We start from the raw sequence: 17,701 nt of genomic DNA, 5'->3' as shown, positions 1-17,701 counted from the left end.
CGGGACAGCGGGTCAGCGACGACCGCGCGCCCGCGCCCGGGCGCCGGCGGCCTTCGACTCCTCCTCCACCACGTCCGAGTACATCCCCTTGTACACCCACACCTTCACCCCGATGGTGCCGTAGGTGGTGTGGCTGGGGGCGAAGCCGTAATCCACCTGCGCCTGCAGCGTGGTCAGCGGAATCGAGCCCAGCCGGGTGTCCAGCATGCGGGACATTTCCGCCCCGCCCAGGCGACCTGACAGCACGATGCGCACGCCCTTGGCCCCGTTCTGCATGGCCGCGTCGCACCGCTGCTTGAGCACGCGGCGGAAGTTGGCCCGCTTCTTGAGCTGCTCGGCGATGGCCTCGGCGATCAGCACCGCCTCGGTGTCGGGGTTCTTGATCTCGATGATCTTGATGACCACCTTGCGGCCCGTGAGCGCCTGCAGGTCGGCGGTGAGCTTCTCCACCTCCTGACCCTTGGGGCCGATGACCAAGCCCGGACGGGCGGTGCGGACGATGACCGTCAGCTCCTCGCGGGTGCGCTCGATGAGAATATCGCTCACCGCTGCGAATGGGGGCGTGCGATTGAGGCGCTTGTCCACGTACTTGCGGATCTTGTAGTCCTCGACCAGCAGCTCGCCGTACAGCGCCTTGGGGGCGAACCAGCGGGACTTGTGTCCCTCCGTCACGCCCACGCGGAAACCGAATGGATGCGTCTTCTGTCCCACGGGGTCAGTTCCTTTCGTCCACGGCGACGTGCAGGTGGCTGGTTCGCTTGAGGATCTGGTGCGCCCGACCGCGATCCTTGGGCTGGAAGCGCTTGATGGTCGGCCCCTCGTCCACGCGCGACTCGGTGACGTAGAGCGAGGTCACGTCCGCGTCCTGCTCTTCCGCGTTGGCGATGGCGGACTTGAGCACATTGCGGAAGTAGTACGCGGCGCGCTTCTTGGAGAACTGAAGCTGCGTCATCGCGTCGTCCACGCGGCGGCCGCGGATCAGGTCCGCCACCAGCCGCGCCTTGCGCGGGGCGATGCGGGCGAATCGATGGGTGGATCGGTACGACATGGCGGTTTCCAGCAGGCGGGGCGGATTACTCCGAACCCTCGCCGGTCTTCATGGCTTCCTTCTTGTTCGTGTGCCCGCGGAACACGCGCGTGATGCTGAACTCGCCCAGCTTGTGACCCACCATGTCCTCGGTGCAGAAGACGTCGGTGAAGTGGCGCCCGTTATGCACCTGGAAGGTGTGTCCCACGAACTCGGGGACGATGGTGCATGACCGCGCCCAGGTCTTGATGGGCGAACGCTTGTTCTGCGCGTTGAGTCGCTCCACCTTGCGGTAGAGACTCTCCACGACGTGCGGGCCTTTTTTGAGTGAACGTCCCATGAGTCAGTTCCGGGTTCCGAGTGCTTCGTCAGAGGGTGAGCTGCCCGTACCGCTTGCTGTAGCGACGGCGCAGAATGCGGGCGTTGCTCCACTTGTTGCGGGCGCGGGTCTTGCCGCCCTTGGCCAGCGTGCCCGAGGCGCTCGCCGGCGGACGGTTGCCCTTGCTGCGACCCTCGCCGCCGCCCATCGGGTGAACGTGGTGGCTCTTGGCGACGCCGCGGGTCTTGGGCTTGCGTCCCTTCCAGCGGTTGCGACCGGCCTTGCCCAGCTTGATGTTCTGGTGATCCGCGTTGCCGATCTCGCCGATGGTGGCCCGGCAGTCGACCGACACCTGGCGGATTTCACCCGAGGGAAGCACCAGCGTGGCCCAGCGGCCTTCGCGGTTGGTCAGCCGGGCACTCATGCCCGCGCTGCGGCACATGGCGCCGCCGCGACCCGGCTCGAACTCGATGTTGTGCACCGCCAGGCCGGTGGGGATGAACTTGAGCGGCATGCAGTTGCCGTCCTTCGGCTCAATCGCCTGGGACGAGCTCATCACGTCGTGGCCGTCCTTCAGCCCCTTGGGGGCGAGGATGTACCGCTTCTCTCCGTCCGCATACTCCACCAGCGCGATATGGCAGGTGCGATTGGGGTCGTACTCGACGCCCACGATGATCCCGCTCACGTCATCCTTGTTGCGACGGAAGTCGATGACTCGGTAGCGGCGCTTGTGGCCGCCGCCGCGCCCGCGCACCGTCACGATGCCCTGATTGTTGCGGCCTCCCTGGCTCTTGAGGGGCCGGAGCAGGGCCTTTTCAGGGTTCTTCTTCGTGACCTCGGCGTGCAGGTTCACCGACGCGTTGCGCCGTCCGTTGGTCACCGGCTTGTAGATTCGTGTGGGCATGGCAGTGGCTCGTCAGTTCGCCGCGGACGCGACGCTCGTCATCAGAACAGTTCGATCCGATCCTCCGGATGCACCTTCACCACGGCTCGCTTGACGGTGGGCTGCTGCGTCACGCCAAAGCGGTGACGACGGGTCTTGCCCTTGCGGTTGAGCGTGGAGACGTCCAGCACGCGCACCTTGTAGATGGCCTCCACCGCCTGGCGGATCTGGTCCTTGCTGGCGCGGCGATCCACCTCGAAGGCGTACCGGTTGTGCTCGTCCGCCGTCTGCGTGTACTTCTCGGTGATCAGCGGCTTGCGGATGATCGTGGTGAGTTCCATCACGCGGCCTCCTTGTCGTCGCCGTTCCACGCGCTGCCGTCCAGAAACGCCTGCAGCGAGGCCTTGTCCACCACCAGGTAGCGGTGATTGAGCAGATCAAACGCGTTGAGCTGCTGAATCCGCACGGTGGATACGCCGTCCAGGTTGCGGGCGCTCTTGAGAGCGTTCACGTTGGCGGGGTCCAGCGCCACCAGGCATGTCCGGTCCACGCCCACCGCGTCGAGCACCGACTTGAAGGCCCGGGTCTTCGGCTCGGCGAAGGCCAGCTGGTCGATGCACTTCACTTCGCCGTCAACGAGCTTCGCCAGCAGGGCGTTGCGGTTGGCCAGCCGCCGCATCTTGCGGGGCATGTCGAGGCGGTACTCCTCGCGCTCCTTGAGCTTGGCGAAGGCCACGCCGCCTCCCTTGCGAAGGTTGGTCCGCTTGGCGCCCATGCGGGCGTTGCCGGTGCCCTTCTGGCGGTAGATCTTCTTGGTCGAGCCCTCGATGCGGCTGCGATTCTTGGTTCGCGCCGAGCCCTGTCGCTGGTTGGCGTGCAGCCGCACGTACGCCTGCTTGAGCAGGGCGGGGCGCACCTCGCCTCCAAGGAGGGTTTCGTCGATGGGAAGCGTGCCGACCTGCTTCCCCGTCTGGTTGTAGACAGCGAGTTCAATCATCGTTCGTCACCTTCGCGGCGCTGGCCGCGTTCCGCCTCACCCGCCGCGCGTCTGTTGTTCGGGGACGCGGGGTCGGGATCCGACTCGGTTGACCGGAATGTCGCGGCGGGCCTCCATGGGAACCCGCCGATCAGGTCACTTGCCTTTCTTGCCCTTGAGGGCATTGGACTTGGCCCGGCTGAGCCGGATCGCTTCGCGGATGAAGACCAGGCCGCTGTTGGGGCCGGGCACCGAACCGCGCACCAGCATGAGATTCTTCGCAGGGTCGATGGACACCACGTCAAGGGACCGCACCGTGACCCGCTCGTGACCCATGTGGCCGGCCATGCGCTTGCCGCTCTTGGGCTTGGGCCCGCGACCACGGTTGGTGGCGTGGCTGGCGATCGAGCCGGGCGAGCGATGCTTGCGCTCGCAGCCGTGGCTGGCTTCCTGCCCCGCGAAGTGGTGCCGCTTCATGACCCCCTGGAAGCCCTTGCCCTTGCTGGTGCCGATCACGTCGATGAACCTGACGTTCTCGAACGCCGACACGTTCACCGTCTGGCCCAGCTCGTATCCCGAGGCGGCCTTGTCGTTGGGCAGGCGGTATTCCCGGTGTACGCGCTTGGGGCTCACGCCCGCCTTGTGATCGTGCCCGATGACCGGGATCGTGCTGCGACGGGGCTTGACGTCCTCGAAAGCGAGTTGCACGGCGGAGTAGCCGTCCGTCGCTTCGGTCTTCACCTGGGTGACGGCGCAGGGACCGGCCTGGATCACCGTGACGGGAACGTTGCGACCGTCTTCGGTGAAGTACCGCGTCATTCCGATCTTGCGCCCGATGATGGCGGCCGGCATGGCAGTGCTCCGAGGAATCGCCAGAGGTGGGCTCGTCGTCGTGCGAAGGCCGACATGGCGGATGCGGGAAACCCTTGCTGGGACATTCAGGAAACGAAACGGCCCTCCGCTTCCGCGAAAGGCCGTGAGGACACAACGGGGCTAGGCCTTGATCTTCACGAACACGCCGGCGGGAACCACAAGACGGTTGAGGGCCTCGACGGTGCGGTCGTTGGGCTCCATGATGTCGATGATGCGCTTGTGGGTGCGAATCTCGAACTGCTCGCGCGACTTCTTGTGCTTGAACGTCGAACGGTTGACCGTGTAGATCTCGCGGCGCGTCGGCAGCGGGACCGGACCGGCCACGCGGGCGCCGGTGCGCTTGGCGTGATCGACGATCTCGCGCGCCGAGGCGTCAAGCGCCTGGTGGTCGTACGACTCGAGTCGGATGCGAATCTTGCCGCCGGTCATGGGAGAGCCCTGGGTGCGAACCAACGAAACGAACGGGAAAACTCGGGAGAATGCATCCCCGTGCCGTGCCCTGCTGCATTCGATCCCCGCGGGGATATCGAACGGGCACGACGGTGCCGGACGATGCGTCTGTCGAGTTGCGAACCGGCCATGATACGCGGCGCCTGCACGCTGTCAACGCGCCGCGACGGTCGGACGTCGCCCATTTTGCGTTCCACCCGCCGCCTGCGGGCGTCGAAGCGATATCCTTACCGGGTTTCGCTTACGCTCGGACGGAGACAGGTCATGCGACATATCGCCTGGTGGTCATGGATGATCGCAGTGGTGACGCTCGGTGCGGCCCGCTCCGCGCTGGCTCAATCGCCGGACGATCCCACCTTCGATCCGCGGGCAGTCGGACTCGATCCCACACCACTATCAATTGACCGACTCGGACTCACCATGCACTACCCGTTGGGTGCCCTTGTGGTTCCCACGGTCACACCAGCCCACGTCGAAGTGGCCATGCAGGACTCCGCGACGCCGCCACTGTGGGAGATGCGCATCCAGCAGATGACGCTCGGCGAGCTCGACACCGCGGATGCCAAGGGGGTGGCGACGTTCCTGCAACGGCGATTCCAGCGCGATGATCCCGGCGCCAAGGTGCTGCGCAACGAGCCCATCGCCCTGGGCGCGAGGGTCGGACACCTGCTGGCCATCGAATCGGGCGAGGGCGTCGGCGGCTTCCTGATCGTCGGCACCGGCGAAAATCGTTATCTCGTCTTCCGCCTGACCTGCCTGGCCACCGAATTCAGCCGCGTGTTTCAGGTCATCGAGCATTCATTCCGCACCGTGCGCGTGGTGTCCACCGAGGAGCTCCGCGCCACGCGGCAGAAACAGGAGCGACTTGGCGCGGAGTTGATCTCCCGCCTTTCCGCCGACCACTTGCGCAAGCTCGTAGCGCCGGAGCAGTGGTATCGCATCTACCGACCCGGCGCGGCGGGCGACTCCACGCAGGACGCCGAAGTCGGCTTCTACCGCGTCACCGTCCGCGAAGGGCGACGAGGTGAAGTGAATCCCTCGCGTGAGCCCGCCCGCTATACGCCAAGCGAACAGGAGCTGGGTCTGCTGGTGCTGGTGGACGCCCGCTATCTCGCCAACGTCGAACGAGGGCTGATCGTGGACAGCCAGATTCGCTTCTGGCTCAACTGGGACCGCACGGAGGAGACCTGGTCCGCCGTCGCCACGCAGCGCCAGGGTGAGGCGTCCCGCACCGAGGGCGAACACGGGGTGCGCACGCCTCCCGCGCTGGGCTACAGCAAGCTCAAGATCATCAAGAACGGCGTGCAGACCCGCGCCCGCAATGAGTTCGAGTACGTTGTGGAGGAGCCCTATCTCTCCCAGGCGGAGGTCTATCTGCTCGGATCGCTGCTGCCCCGCGACGGCTCGATCGTCGGTGAAATGGCCTTCCGGTACCACGAAGCGTCCCTGGAGGAAGCCGAAGCGCTCCCCATGCGGATCGACTCCTGGAAGCCCGCGTCCGATGGAACCGGCAACTGGGTTCTTCAGTCGCGTCTGCTGCCCGACCTGCCGCCCATCACCGCCGTGTACGATCGCAACGGCAGACTCATCCGACGCACCAAGACCGACGGCACGGTGACCGAACCGATCGAGCCGCAGCGTCTGCTCGACCTCTGGCGGCGGAAGGGTCTTCCCACGGGCGGGCGTTCGTGACGCCTTCAGCGCTCCGTGCCGCGCTGATCGTCGCCTGGGGAATACTCACCCTGGGCTGCGCCGTCCGGGAACGCACCCACGCGCCGCCGCAGGATGATCTGCGACCCTCGACGCGCGCCCTGACCCCGGATGATTTTCTTCCATCGGGCAGCGCCGCGCATCAGTTCGACCTCTTCACAGGTGATTCATCCGAACCATCGCAGCGTCTCACGCGGCGCCGCCTCGACACGTCAGAACATGGCGCCGCCTTCGCCATCCACGAGGGAGAGCGGCGAATCGAGTACCTCAGCACCGGAACGGACGGTTCGCTGCGGCTTCATGCTTCCGTCGAGCGCGATGACGGCTCGCTGGCGCTCTTCGACCCCCCACTGGTGGTCTGCCCGCCAACCCTCTCCGCGGGCGAACCGTTCGCCAGCGAGTCGTCCATGCGCGTCGTCAGCGACGCCAACCCCGGCCGCCAGCGCGAGAAGGGCACGGCTCGAAGGACGATTTCACACGTGGGCGTCGAGCATGTCACCACCCCCGCGGGATCGTTCGACGCCCACCGCGTGGAGATCACGTTTCTCGCTGACCTCACGTTCGCCGACGCCGACACGCTGACCACGCAGTGGATCGTACCCGGCGTCGGCGTGGTGCGCGAGGAACGATCCCGCCGCGTCACCGTGCTGGGCGCGCAGGGTCATCCGAAAGTCGAGCGGCTGGAGATCGTCTCGGTCGAGTGAGACGCGACCGGGAGGGAGCGGACGCCCACCACACCCGATTCGCCCGCCCGGTCGATGGCGTGCTCCACCGCGCGGGCCAACTCGTCGAGCACTTCGCGCGGATACAGCGGAAACGGCCAGTCGCGCCGTATCGCGATCTCACGCTCAGCTCGATCCGCGATCGCCAGGTCAATGCTTCGTCTTGCCGCATCGATGACTTCAGGCCGCGCCGCTCGCGCCTGTCGCAGCCACCGCTGATAGGCGTCGAAGGCGGCGCGTCGCGCCGGACTGCGCCGGGGGGCGGCGTACACCCGGTCGAGCAGGGCGCGCTTGGCGGGCGAGATCGACGGCCCATCGACCGCTCCCTCACGGTCACGGCTCGGTGACTTCTCTTCGACCGCATCAGCCAGAGGCGGATCGTGCCACACGCGCCGATACGACGCGATCGCCTCCGCCACACCTTGATCGGTCGCCGTGGGCAGCGGCAGCCGCACGTCCGCCGTGGCCAGGGTCATCGGGGCCGCAGGCAGACCCAGCCAGGCGTTGATCCAGCGCTCCATGACCCGGTCGTAGATGAAGCCGCCCCGGCCGTGAATGAACAGGTCTGCGACCGCCAGGCGGATGATGGCCGTCATGGTCAGGGCGCGGGGCCGAAGCCAAGCGGGATCGACCGACTCCAGTTCGTGGGCGAAGACCGGCGTGCGACGCCCCGCCTCGTCGAGGCGCCAGAGCGGCAGTTCCACGCTCGATCCCGTCACCTCCAGCATCGTCAGACCGGCGTCGCTGGCCTCGGCAACCGCCGCGTTGTACGTGCCGGCACACCCGCGCGGGTCGAGTAACATCGCACTCACCAGGGCCTGACTGAACGACGACCTCGGCAGCCCGCTGGCGAACACGCGAGGCATCGCACCGACCCACGGCGACCGCAGTTCCGCCGCCGCGCCGGCGAACTGCATTGCCGCGTTGGATGCACCGGCCTGCAAAGCAAGCGCCTCCCTCGTCCGCCCCAACCCCGCCTCGACGCTCGGCAGCGCCCAGGCGACGCCCGCGGGAAGCGGAAGCGGCTGCGACGCCGCCCTCGATTCCACGGGTCGGCTGTCATCGCCGGCGGCCTCAGGCAGCAGCGCCACGCGCCGCGCGGCGAGCCGGCCCGCTCCGGGCCGCACGGGCGCTTCGATCGCAGCAACGTCGTTGACGTCCTGATCGACGATCACGTCCAGTGCGATCGCCTCTCGCCTGATCGTCCTCACCAGCCGATCCGCCGCGATGTACTTGACGAGAATGCCGGGATGCCAGATCGCCGCCTGGTGCCCGGTGGCGATGATGACGGCCTGCTCCGGCAACCCCAGTTCGCGCCGCGTCTGCGTGCGCCACGCCGCCAGCGGGCGTCCCTGGAAAACCAGATCATCCCGCAACGCGATGGCGTCATGCCACGCGCCCGCCGCCTGGGCCCAGGTTCGCGCCTCCGGCTCGAGCGTGATGCTGACTGGGCTCGACATCGACGACTGAACGCCCTGAATCAGGAACAGCGGCAGGATTCGCACGGCCGCTCGTCTGACGGCCCCAGTCCATCCGCCGCACCGGGTGGCAGCTGGTCGGCGCAGCGGAGAATCTCGGCGTGCATCGTGCGACGGTAGTGCGCCAGCCGACGCGCCGGGTCATCCAGCGGCCCGCCGAAACTGCGCGACGGGTCGTTGTAGATCAGCCGCACGGGAATCTCGCTGATGCGAAGCCCCTGCGCCGCCGCCTGCACCCAGAACTGCATGGGGAAGTCGTAGCCGTCAACGTTCAGGCGCAACCGGCTCACCGCCTCGACGCGATACGCCTTGAACCCGCAGAAGGAATCCGTCAGAGTCAAACCCAGCCGGGCGTTCAGTTCCTCGGTGATGGTGGCGTTGATGGCCCGTCGGTCGCCCGGCGGGGCGTCATCCAGCGGGGTATTGGCCAGGTAGCGACTGCCGGAGATCACATCCGCATCCTCGGATTCGATGGCCTCGATGAACCGGGGAATCGCCTCCGGCTCATGCTGCTCGTCGCAGTCCATGGTGATGAGCCAGTCGAAGCCGTCCACCGCCGCCCAGCGGAACATGTCCTGCATGGAGCGGCCGTACCCCCGATTGCGGGCATGGCGGATCACCTCCACCGGCTGCTGGGCGAGGAGCATGGGGGTCTTGTCGGTGGAGCCGTCGTCGATGACCAGGATGTCGGAGGCGAACTCGCGCACCCGTCCCAGCACGCGCGCCACATACCGCTCCTCGTTGTACACGGGGATGGCCACCAGAACCCTCGGTCTCGGTCGCATGAACATGGCTCGTCCCCTTCCAGCGGCGTGGCAATGCGATCCTACGGGATGGCCGCGCGTCCCGCCATCGTTTTCTTGGACTTCGACGCCATCGCGGGGCTGGATGCCCCGGCACGGCGCGCGACCGCGCGGCGAAGCGTGCCGTCGCTCTCCGTCCGATGCCGCCCGTGGGGGGAGGTTTCATTCATGACCAGCCCGATTCCGCCCTCGTCCGTGCTAGCATGGCCCCATGAGCAGCACGCAGGCCAGGCCGCACCTCGACATCCGCTCCCTCACGCCCAACATGTTCGTGGACGGCATCTACGCCGTCTACAACCCGCAGGTGGGCACCACGCGGGCGGGCAAGCCCTACCTCAAGTGCATCCTGCGTGACGCCACCGGCGAGTGCCCCGCGCGGCAGTGGACCATCGACGAGCGCACCGCCAACGAGACCGGCTCCACCGGCTTCGTCTGGGTGGCCGGCCACACGCAGGAGTTCAACGGCCAGATTCAGCTCATCCTCGAGAAGATCCAGCCCGTCGAGGTGAGCGCGGAGGAACTGCGAGCACTCCTGCCCTGCACGCGCTTCAACGTGGAGGAAATGTTCGCCGAACTGACCGCCATTCTCGGCACGCTGGAGCATCCGGCCCTCAAGGCCCTGGCCCAGGCCTACCTGGACGATGAGAAACTCATCCGCAACCTGAAGGAGGCGCCCGCGGCGGTCAACCTGCACCACGCCTGGATCGGCGGGCTGCTGGAGCACACGCTGCAACTGCTGAAACTCGCCGACCGGATGCTGCCTCTCTACCCGGAACTCAACCGCGACGTGGTGCTGATGGGGCTGTTCCTGCACGACCTGGCCAAGACCAACGAACTGGAGTGGGAGCGCGGCTTCAACTACACCATCACCGGCAACCTGATCGGACACATCGTCACCGGGGCGCTGTGGCTGGAGCGCAAGATCCGCGAGGTCGCCGCCAAGGGCGGACCGGTGCTGCCGGCGCGCACCCACGTCATTCTCTCGCACATCATCATCAGCCACCACAACGAGCCGGAGTACGGCGCCGCCAAGCGCCCCAGCACGCCCGAGGCGGTCTTCGTCTCCATGCTCGACAACCTCGAAGCCCGCACCGCCATGGCCATTCAGCACACCCGGCTCAACCAGCCGGAGAATGGCTCCGACGCGCACTTCACCGACAAGATCTTCGCGCTGGATACGCGGCTGTTCAAGGCGAATCCGATCCCGGAGAGTCCACCGGCAGCGTGACGCGGACAGGAGGAAACCGATCCCTCACGGTCGCGGCTTGTTGTCCTGCGGCGCTTCGCCGAGAATTCGGTCCACGGCTTCCTCCGCGGCATCGGAGAACGGCAGCAGCACGACCTTGGCGCCGAGCTGCTCCAGCCGCCTGGCGTCGTGGTGGTGGTGCGCGGTTGCCGCCACGGAGCCGGCGTACCTCTGTTCGTGCAGCGCGGAAAGCAGCGCCTGGTTCACGTGCAGTTGCGGCATGGTGCTGATGACCCACGTCGCCCGCGCGAGCGGCAGCGTGGCGGCGAACTCGGGATCCTCCGCGTCGCCGTACTGAGCCGACCGGCCTTCATCGCGCCAGCGCCGGATGACCTGGGGATCGAAATCCACCCCCAGCACCCGGAGTCCGCGCTGCTCGAGCCGGTGGGCGATGTTCGAACCGTACCGTCCCAGTCCGAACACGATGACATCCGGCTGCACGGCCATCTGGTCTGAATCAGCCGACTCACGGTACGGTTGTGCCTTTTCAAACACGCCCAGAAGCGGCGCCACGCGCTCGAACAGCGGGTGGGAGTAGAGGATCATGTACGTGCTCAGCCCGATGGTGATCAGCCCCACGAGCGTGATGACGCCCATCACGGACGGGTCGATGTGTCCGAGCGACACGCCCAGCGCGCCGAGAATCAGCGAGAACTCGCTGATCTGCGCCACGGTCAGCCCGGCCAGAAAGCCGGTGCGCCGCCGGTAGCCCATCGCGCCCATGATCACCATCACGATGAGCGGGTTGCCCACCAGCACGAAGATGCTCAGCACCGCCGCCGGCAGCAGGTCGCCCCGGATCTGCGACAGGTCGAGCGTGGCGCCGAGGTTGATGAAGAAGAACAGGAGAAGGAAGTCGCGCAGACTGACCAGGCGTCCGCCGATGGCGTCGCGGTAGGGCGTGGAGGCCAGCGACACCCCAGCCAGGAAGGCGCCCACCTCGCGCGAGGTGCCCATCGCCTCTCCCGTCGCCGCCAGCGCCACCGCCCACGCGATGGCGAACAGAATCAGCAGTTCCTGGTGCCTGGCCATCATGCGCGTCAGATGGGGCAGCACGTATCGCATCATCAGCGCCACCACGCCCAGCATCCCCAGTCCTCGGGCCAGCACCAGCAGGGCGCGCCCCAGCGGCGGCTGCCCGTCGCCGTCGGCCCCCGCGCCGCCGAAGGCCGACAGCGCGATCATCGCCAGCACCACCACGATGTCCTGCACGATCAGGAACCCCACCGCGATTCGCCCGTGCAGCGCGTCGATCTCGTGCTTGTCGCTGAGGAGCTTCACGATGATGATCGTGCTCGAGAACGTCAGCGCCACCGCCACGTACACCGACGCCGCGACGCTCATCCCCAGCAGCAGGCACAGGAAGAACCCGATGATCGACGTGAAGCCCACCTGCCCCAGACCGGTCGCCAGCGACACCGGACCCATGGTGCGGATGACGCTCACGTCCAGCCGCAGCCCCACGAGGAACAGCAGCACCGCGATGCCGATGGAGGCGAGCAGCTCCAGTTCCTCGGCGTGGCGGACCAGATGAAGCGCCGAGGGACCGACGAGAATGCCCACCGCGATGAACGCCACAATGAGCGGCTGGCGCATCAGGGCGCCGATCACGCCCACCACCGCCGCGATCAGCAGGATCGCGGCGATCTCGCCGAACGGGGTGTCGAGCATCGGCTGCAGGAACGGCATGGCGGATGATACCGCGCCGCCCAATCAACCCAGCGGCGGGAAAGTCCCTCGATCGGGCGCCTCCTACCGACACAGATCGAGGTAGCCGTCATAGAAGTCATCGAAGTAGGGCCACCACTCCGGCTCGAGCGTCAGCTTCATGATCGAGCGCACCAGGTGCGTCTGCCGCGAGGCGTCGAACTCGACCAGCTGCCCGCCGCCGATGCTGGCGATGTCGCTGAACGCCCGGCGGGTGGCGATGTTGTAATCCTGACGCCATGCCTCCTGCTGCTCCGCCTGCGCCCGCGGCAGCGACCGCAGGTACCCCGCCGGCCACTGCATGGGCACGTGGACCGCGTGCACGGTCAGACCGTTCTGGCGATACCACTCCAGGGTCGCCCGCAGCTCCGAACTCTCGTGATCGTGGGGCGGCGCGTCGCCGATCAGGATGATCTCGCGCTCCGCCCGTTCACTCCACGGAAACTGTCGCGGCCCGCACGCCTGCACGCCGGCCAGCACCGCCTCTGGAAACGTCGGACCACCCGGCGTCTGAAGCCCGAAGAGGAAGTGGCGCAGCGAATCGACATTGGTCGTGAAGGGATGCCCCTCGATGAGCTTGCCGGGGTTGTCGTGATCACGGTACGCCACCATGCCCAGTTTGAGGGTGGATGAAATGTCGGTGAGAAACAGGATCAGCGCATCCACGTCGGCCTTCACTTCGTCGATGACGGGCGTCATGGAGTTGGTGGCGTCCACCGCGATGACCATCTCCAGGTTGCGCCGCCGCAGCACGCCCATGTAGTCGCGCAGCCGCACGAACGTGTCGGCGTCGACCATCGACACCAGCGACTTGTCCGTGCGCTGGCCCGGGGCGGCGAGAGGCGGGAGGACGTAGTTCTTCGGCGCGCCCGCCACCCAGCGTCGCCACGCCAGGGCGTCGGGCGGCGCGGGATCAATCTGAAACACCCGCGCCAGCCGCCGCCCGATGACGCCCGCCACCACCGGGTCCATGTTGCGCACCAGCGTGAGGGCCCGCTGCGTCGCCTCGCGCCGCACCTCGTCGCTGCGGCAGGCGGCGCCCAGTTCGATGCCCACGATCAGCGCGTCCACCGATCGCGTCCGCAGCAGGCGCGATCCCGTCTGCTCGACGACCTTCGCCGGCGCCTCCACGCCGAACGCCAGCGCGGTGCGCAGGACGCGCGGGTCATCCTCCTTCGCGTAGCGTGATCCGTCGATGGCCACGCCGTGCTTCCACGCATGGCGGATGGCGAAGCACCGCACCTGCCACGTCGGATCATCCAGCGCGTCGGCGAGCATCGCGTCCACTTCCGGCCCGCGGAAGCGATCCAGCCGCATCAGCGCCAGCGCCCGGAACGCCCAGTCATCGCTGCGAAGCATCTCGCCGATGACGGCCTTCTCCTCGACGTCGGCCTCGCGCCACCACTGGCGCTCGACGTTGGGATCGTCGGCTTCGGTGGAAGAGGCCGGCGGCGCATCCATCGGAGGCGCCTCGCGCGGCTCAGCCGGGGGCTTCTCCGGTTGTCTCGCGGGCGGCGTGCGCTGCGGCGGATTCTGCGACAGGACAGGCCACGTCAGCCACGTGCCGGCGCACAGCAGCCCCATTGCCAGACCGACGCAACGAGCGGATCGCATCATGGAGTGCACTCGCATTCGCACATCGACTGATTGTACAGACGCCCAAACGATCGGCGGCAGGCGAAGAACGAACGGAAGGACCGCCGGGTGACGGGTGACGGGTGACGGCGGATGATCGCCCCGCTCGCCGGATCACTCATCTCCCCCGCTTCAGCCGCTCCAGCTCCCGACGGTTCATGGGGTTGTTCGTGTTCGCCAGTTCACGGTCAATGAGGGTGTTGACATACGCCGCCCCGAACGCGGCCCGCAGAACGGGCGCCAGCCGGGCCAGGTCGGCATGGGTCATCGGACCGCGGATGTTGTTCCGAAGCGTGGTCAGGAGCCGCTCATCCACGTTGCCGCCGAGGCGAGGCGTGAGCAGGTGCCAGAGCATGTCGCGATCGAGGTCGGTGGGCTGCAGCGTCATATCCCACGCGTCGAGGAAGTCCGCACTTCGGCGAAGTCGAAACAGCGCGGGCAGCACCCAGCGCGAGGCGTCGCCTTCCAGCCGACGCTCGCGGGCGTGCTGCCAGGTGCGAAACGCGATCTGATCCTCGCCGAGCAGGTGGGCGAGCCGCACCGCCTCGGCGAACTTCGCCGCGCTGCGACTGGATTCCGCCTCGCGCAGCACGTCCTTCAAGCGCTCGCGCAGGTCGATCAACCCATCCCGCGGGGTCCCATCGGCTCGCGCGGTGGATCGCGGCCCGCAGGTCATCAACGGATCGCCATGCGTATTGATGCGCCACACCGTTGCCCCCCAGTGACGCGCCGCGATGAGGAACGGCACGCCCGCGATCAGTCGATCCGCCACCTCGCGCGGCCGCACGAACCCGCCCAGTCCCGGCTCCTGCACCGAACCCACGTAGGCGTAGGCGCCATGTTCGAGGAAGCGCCCCCCGACCGTCGCGCCGCCGCCGGGCTGCATCGCCGACCAGCTGTGAATGAAGTGGACGGCCATCGGCTCGTTGAGCACGGGCGCATCGACGCTGTGGCATCGATCGCCGCCGACCATCTCGAAGAAGGTCGAGTTGCCCTTGGTGTTCATCAGCAGCACGTCGCCGCTCATCCCGCCGGGCAGGCGCGCGATCCACGCCTGGGCCGTCATGTCGCGTCCGCCATGTGCCGTGATCCGCCATCCCGCCTGCTGAAGCGCCGCTCCCGCCGGCGCGGTGTCATACGCGCCCCACGCCCCCTGATCGACGGGGTAGGTGTTGGCCAGCACCGCGCGCTCGCGCGGCAGGAAGAGCGAGCACATCGCCGCATACGCGGAGCGCGCTTCGTCACCGAAGATCCATCCCGCAAAGGCGAACCGCGAGCCGTCCGGCAGGCGACCCATCAGGTCGGTGATGGCGCGGTGATCCTGATCGCCCGCGCCATCGACTCCCACCTCGACGCGCGGCGACATCGAGCGGCAGATGGTGATCGCTTCGATGTCATCCCCCAGCGCGTCGAAGGACCAGCCGGCCTGGCGCAGCAACTCAACCTGGCGGGCGAACAGCCGCTCGGCGGTCAGCCGGTCCATCGACTGATTGATGCGACCCAGGTCGTCCTCCAGCCACAGGATCGGCTGGCCCCGACCCGCCGCGAGCGCCAGCGCCGCGGGCCATGCGGGATCGCGGGGCGAGGCCAAGGCCGCTCCCGCCGGTGCGTGCCCGCGCTCGGCGAAGCATCGGGCCAGCGTGTCCCGCCTCGGATCGCCTCCCCATGACTTCAGGAGCGCCTCTTCCAGCAGCCGTTTCAACTCCTCGGGCGGCACGTCCGGCTCGGAGCGCGACTCGCTGAGCAGCACGGTTCGCGGCTGGAATCGCCGGATGAACATGGGCGCGTACACGTCATCCTGAAAGAGCACCGGCCAGCGGCGCTCGGGCGTCCAACGGGCGATCTCGCTGATGAACTCGCGCTCGTCGGTGACGAGCACGACCTGATCGACGATCGTCTGCCGAGCGTCAGTCTGCCGTAGTCGTGCCGACAGACGCTCCACCCAGTCAGGCGGCGCGACCTGAGTTGCTGCGGCGGGCGCCACGGCAAGCAGGGCGAAAACCGCGCAGCACATCTGAGAGACGCCCATGACCGATGATACGGCACGGAGCGTGAACAGGATCGAAGCGGCTTGGCGCGCTGATGTTCGACCGACCGCTCCCTCACGGTCGCGGCTCACTGTCACATCGGGGGAGTACGTCTTCCACACGGACGTTGCTCGCCGGAGCGTCCCTCAGGCGGTGGGCTCTGGGTCACACCCCCCGGCGCAACGGGTTGACAACATAGTTGTCGCGCCCCAGTACGAGCACATCGGCGATCTCAATCGCCTCGCGGAAGGACTCATGCGCCTGCTCGCGGTCGGCGCAGGTGGGCAGCACCTTTCCCTGCTCGAGGTGCTCGACGGAGGCCACCGCGTCGCCGCAAATGAGGACCGTAGCGCGGGAGGTCGGCAGCAGCAGGCCGCACGTGCCGGGCGTAACCCCCGGAAGGGGAAACAGGTCCACACCGGGAGCAATCGAGTCCGGCGCGGGCTGACAGCGCTGCAGAATCGCGATCTCCGAGCGCAGCAGGTCGCGCACGGGCGCATCGCCCGCCTCCTCGGCGACGGAAAGACGCTCGATCATCGCCACGCCGATCGCCTCGCGCTCACGCTCGCTCACGAGCCATGCCGCCTGCTCGAACGCCGCCAGCCCGCGGCGGCGCATCGGCTCGAACGAAGTCAGAAACACGTGCGTGATGTCGCCGGGGGTGAGATTGGCCCGCTCGCTGAGACGCGCCGCCAGCACCTGGGTCGGGAGTGAGGGATCGACGAGAATCCTCGCCTTGCCCGCCTCGATGAGCGTGGTGGTGGCGTGCGCGGTGCGCTGTGCGCCCTGCTCGTTCCACAGCGGATGGGCGGCGAAGGCCCCGATCGAGATGATGCGGTAGGTGGCGTCCATGGGGGTGGATGGTAGGGGTCGCCCCTGCGTCAACTGGGATCGCTCACGACGACCTTGCCGGCGCGGAATCACGAATCCGTCATCTGATCCTGCGCCATCCGCCGGATCGGGTGCTTGGGGTCGTTGAGTTTCTCGCGCAGTCGCTCGATGACCAGCGGCGGGACGATCGACCGCAGACGCTCCAGCGGGCCGCCGAAGGCCGCGATCTGCTTGATGAGCGACGAACTGGTGTAGGCGTACGCCTCGCCGGTGACGATGAACACCGTCTCCACATCCGCCACGTGGCGGTTGGTGATGGCGATCTGGCACTCGTAGGCCACGTCGCTCACGTTGCGGATGCCCCGCAGGATCGCCACCGCCCCGGTGCGCCGGGCGAAGTCCACGGTCAGCCCCGTGTAGTGCTCCACGCGCACGGGGCAGCCCTGCGGCTCGACTTCCAGCATCTCCCGGATCAGGCGGGTGGCGATGTCCAGTCGCTCCTCGTAGGAAAAGAGGGCGGGCTTGTCGGGGTTGTGGCCGATGGCGACGACCAGCCCGTCGAACATGCGGCGGGCGCGCCGGACCACATCCAGATGCCCCAGCGTGATGGGGTCGAACGAACCGGGATACACCGCCACGTGGGGCGTGCTGGTGGGCATGGGCGGATTGTACGTGAGGCGGCGGTGAATTGGGCGTCCGTGACCAGTCGCACCCACCCGCTCAAGGCGCCGCCCAAGCCCTTCCAGTCCGCGCAACTTGCCGAACCCATGCGGCCGGCGCCGTTGCGGCGCAAACCATGCGCAGCGTTTGGAGATGGGGATCGGGGATTGGATGATGGAGGTGATCGGGTGGGCATGAGCCCTGGATCGGCCCCGGTCGGATCGCCTCCTCGATCGGGGCATTTTCTGCGACGCCGGACGGCCGGAGATGCCGGGGAGTTCCGGGGGAACTCCGGGCCACTCCGGGGGTGTTCCGGTCCCGACGGCGGCCCTCGCGTGAGCGACGGCCGCCGTC

Annotated in this window: 18 protein-coding genes; 3 read left to right on the top strand and 15 right to left on the bottom strand. The window is 67.6% G+C overall.

Features of this window, described 5'->3' with window-relative positions:
• Positions 1–12 precede the first annotated feature (12 nt).
• From rpsC to rpsJ, 8 genes are all read right to left on the bottom strand, one after another.
• Positions 13–711 (bottom strand): 30S ribosomal protein S3, encoded by a 699-nt coding sequence (gene rpsC / locus HRU76_08860; protein QOJ17685.1) that lies wholly within the window; start codon positions 709–711, stop codon positions 13–15.
• 4 nt (positions 712–715) lie between these two features.
• Positions 716–1,048: a 50S ribosomal protein L22 gene (gene rplV, locus HRU76_08855; GenBank protein ID QOJ17684.1), complete on the bottom strand. Its 333-nt coding sequence runs from the start codon at positions 1,046–1,048 to the stop codon at positions 716–718.
• Between the two features lie 25 nt (positions 1,049–1,073).
• Entirely contained in the window at positions 1,074–1,367 is a 294-nt protein-coding gene (gene rpsS, locus HRU76_08850; protein ID QOJ17683.1) for a 30S ribosomal protein S19, read from the bottom strand.
• Between the two features lie 28 nt (positions 1,368–1,395).
• A complete protein-coding gene (gene rplB / locus HRU76_08845) occupies positions 1,396–2,250 on the bottom strand; it encodes a 50S ribosomal protein L2 (protein ID QOJ17682.1) in 855 nt (284 codons plus the stop codon).
• 41 nt (positions 2,251–2,291) lie between these two features.
• Positions 2,292–2,570 (bottom strand): 50S ribosomal protein L23, encoded by a 279-nt coding sequence (gene rplW, locus HRU76_08840; GenBank protein QOJ17681.1) that lies wholly within the window; start codon positions 2,568–2,570, stop codon positions 2,292–2,294.
• Positions 2,570–3,226, bottom strand: a complete 657-nt coding sequence (gene rplD, locus HRU76_08835) for a 50S ribosomal protein L4 (protein ID QOJ17680.1) — start codon at positions 3,224–3,226, stop codon at positions 2,570–2,572. The genes rplW and rplD overlap by 1 nt, the downstream gene beginning before the upstream one ends.
• A 135-nt stretch (positions 3,227–3,361) precedes the next feature.
• Entirely contained in the window at positions 3,362–4,057 is a 696-nt protein-coding gene (rplC, locus tag HRU76_08830; protein QOJ17679.1) for a 50S ribosomal protein L3, read from the bottom strand.
• Positions 4,058–4,198: 141 nt separating this feature from the next.
• Positions 4,199–4,507, bottom strand: coding sequence for a 30S ribosomal protein S10 (gene rpsJ / locus HRU76_08825; protein QOJ17678.1), 309 nt, complete (start codon positions 4,505–4,507; stop codon positions 4,199–4,201).
• A 285-nt stretch (positions 4,508–4,792) separates the two neighbouring features.
• Here rpsJ and HRU76_08820 point away from each other — a divergent pair, with 285 nt between their 5' ends.
• Both HRU76_08820 and HRU76_08815 read left to right on the top strand, forming a co-directional pair.
• A complete protein-coding gene (locus HRU76_08820) occupies positions 4,793–6,220 on the top strand; it encodes a hypothetical protein (protein ID QOJ17677.1) in 1,428 nt (475 codons plus the stop codon).
• Positions 6,217–6,942 carry a hypothetical protein gene (locus tag HRU76_08815; GenBank protein ID QOJ17676.1) on the top strand — a complete coding sequence of 242 codons (726 nt, stop codon included), beginning with the start codon at positions 6,217–6,219 and terminating at the stop codon, positions 6,940–6,942. The genes HRU76_08820 and HRU76_08815 overlap by 4 nt, the downstream gene beginning before the upstream one ends.
• Here HRU76_08815 and HRU76_08810 read toward each other — a convergent pair.
• Both HRU76_08810 and HRU76_08805 read right to left on the bottom strand, forming a co-directional pair.
• The gene (locus HRU76_08810) at positions 6,900–8,465 is read right to left on the bottom strand and encodes a hypothetical protein (protein ID QOJ17675.1); all 1,566 of its coding nucleotides are present in this window, start codon (positions 8,463–8,465) and stop codon (positions 6,900–6,902) included. The two genes, HRU76_08815 and HRU76_08810, sit on opposite strands and share 43 nt — an antisense overlap.
• The gene (locus tag HRU76_08805; GenBank protein QOJ17674.1) at positions 8,441–9,223 is read right to left on the bottom strand and encodes a glycosyltransferase family 2 protein; all 783 of its coding nucleotides are present in this window, start codon (positions 9,221–9,223) and stop codon (positions 8,441–8,443) included. Before HRU76_08805 ends, HRU76_08810 begins: the two co-directional genes overlap by 25 nt.
• Positions 9,224–9,452: 229 nt before the next feature.
• On the opposite strand from HRU76_08805, the gene HRU76_08800 reads away from it, so the two are divergent.
• The gene (locus HRU76_08800; GenBank protein QOJ17673.1) at positions 9,453–10,469 is read left to right on the top strand and encodes an HD domain-containing protein; all 1,017 of its coding nucleotides are present in this window, start codon (positions 9,453–9,455) and stop codon (positions 10,467–10,469) included.
• 24 nt (positions 10,470–10,493) lie between these two features.
• On the opposite strand, the gene HRU76_08795 is transcribed toward HRU76_08800, so the two are convergent.
• The 5 genes from HRU76_08795 to coaD all read right to left on the bottom strand — a co-directional run bounded on the left by HRU76_08795 (position 10,494) and on the right by coaD (position 17,346).
• Positions 10,494–12,158, bottom strand: coding sequence for a cation:proton antiporter (locus HRU76_08795; GenBank protein QOJ19149.1), 1,665 nt, complete (start codon positions 12,156–12,158; stop codon positions 10,494–10,496).
• An 81-nt stretch (positions 12,159–12,239) separates the two neighbouring features.
• Entirely contained in the window at positions 12,240–13,811 is a 1,572-nt protein-coding gene (locus tag HRU76_08790; GenBank protein QOJ17672.1) for a VWA domain-containing protein, read from the bottom strand.
• A 136-nt stretch (positions 13,812–13,947) separates the two neighbouring features.
• Positions 13,948–15,858 carry a hypothetical protein gene (locus HRU76_08785; GenBank protein ID QOJ17671.1) on the bottom strand — a complete coding sequence of 637 codons (1,911 nt, stop codon included), beginning with the start codon at positions 15,856–15,858 and terminating at the stop codon, positions 13,948–13,950.
• 163 nt (positions 15,859–16,021) lie between these two features.
• On the bottom strand, positions 16,022–16,708 hold the full coding sequence (locus HRU76_08780; GenBank protein QOJ17670.1) for a hypothetical protein: 687 nt from the start codon (positions 16,706–16,708) through the stop codon (positions 16,022–16,024).
• Between the two features lie 68 nt (positions 16,709–16,776).
• On the bottom strand, positions 16,777–17,346 hold the full coding sequence (coaD, locus tag HRU76_08775; GenBank protein QOJ17669.1) for a pantetheine-phosphate adenylyltransferase: 570 nt from the start codon (positions 17,344–17,346) through the stop codon (positions 16,777–16,779).
• Positions 17,347–17,701 lie beyond the last annotated feature (355 nt).

The sequence above is a fragment of the Phycisphaeraceae bacterium genome (assembly GCA_015709595.1).
GTDB lineage: Bacteria > Planctomycetota > Phycisphaerae > Phycisphaerales > SM1A02 > CAADGA01.
This window is presented reverse-complemented; position numbering and strand designations above follow the sequence as displayed.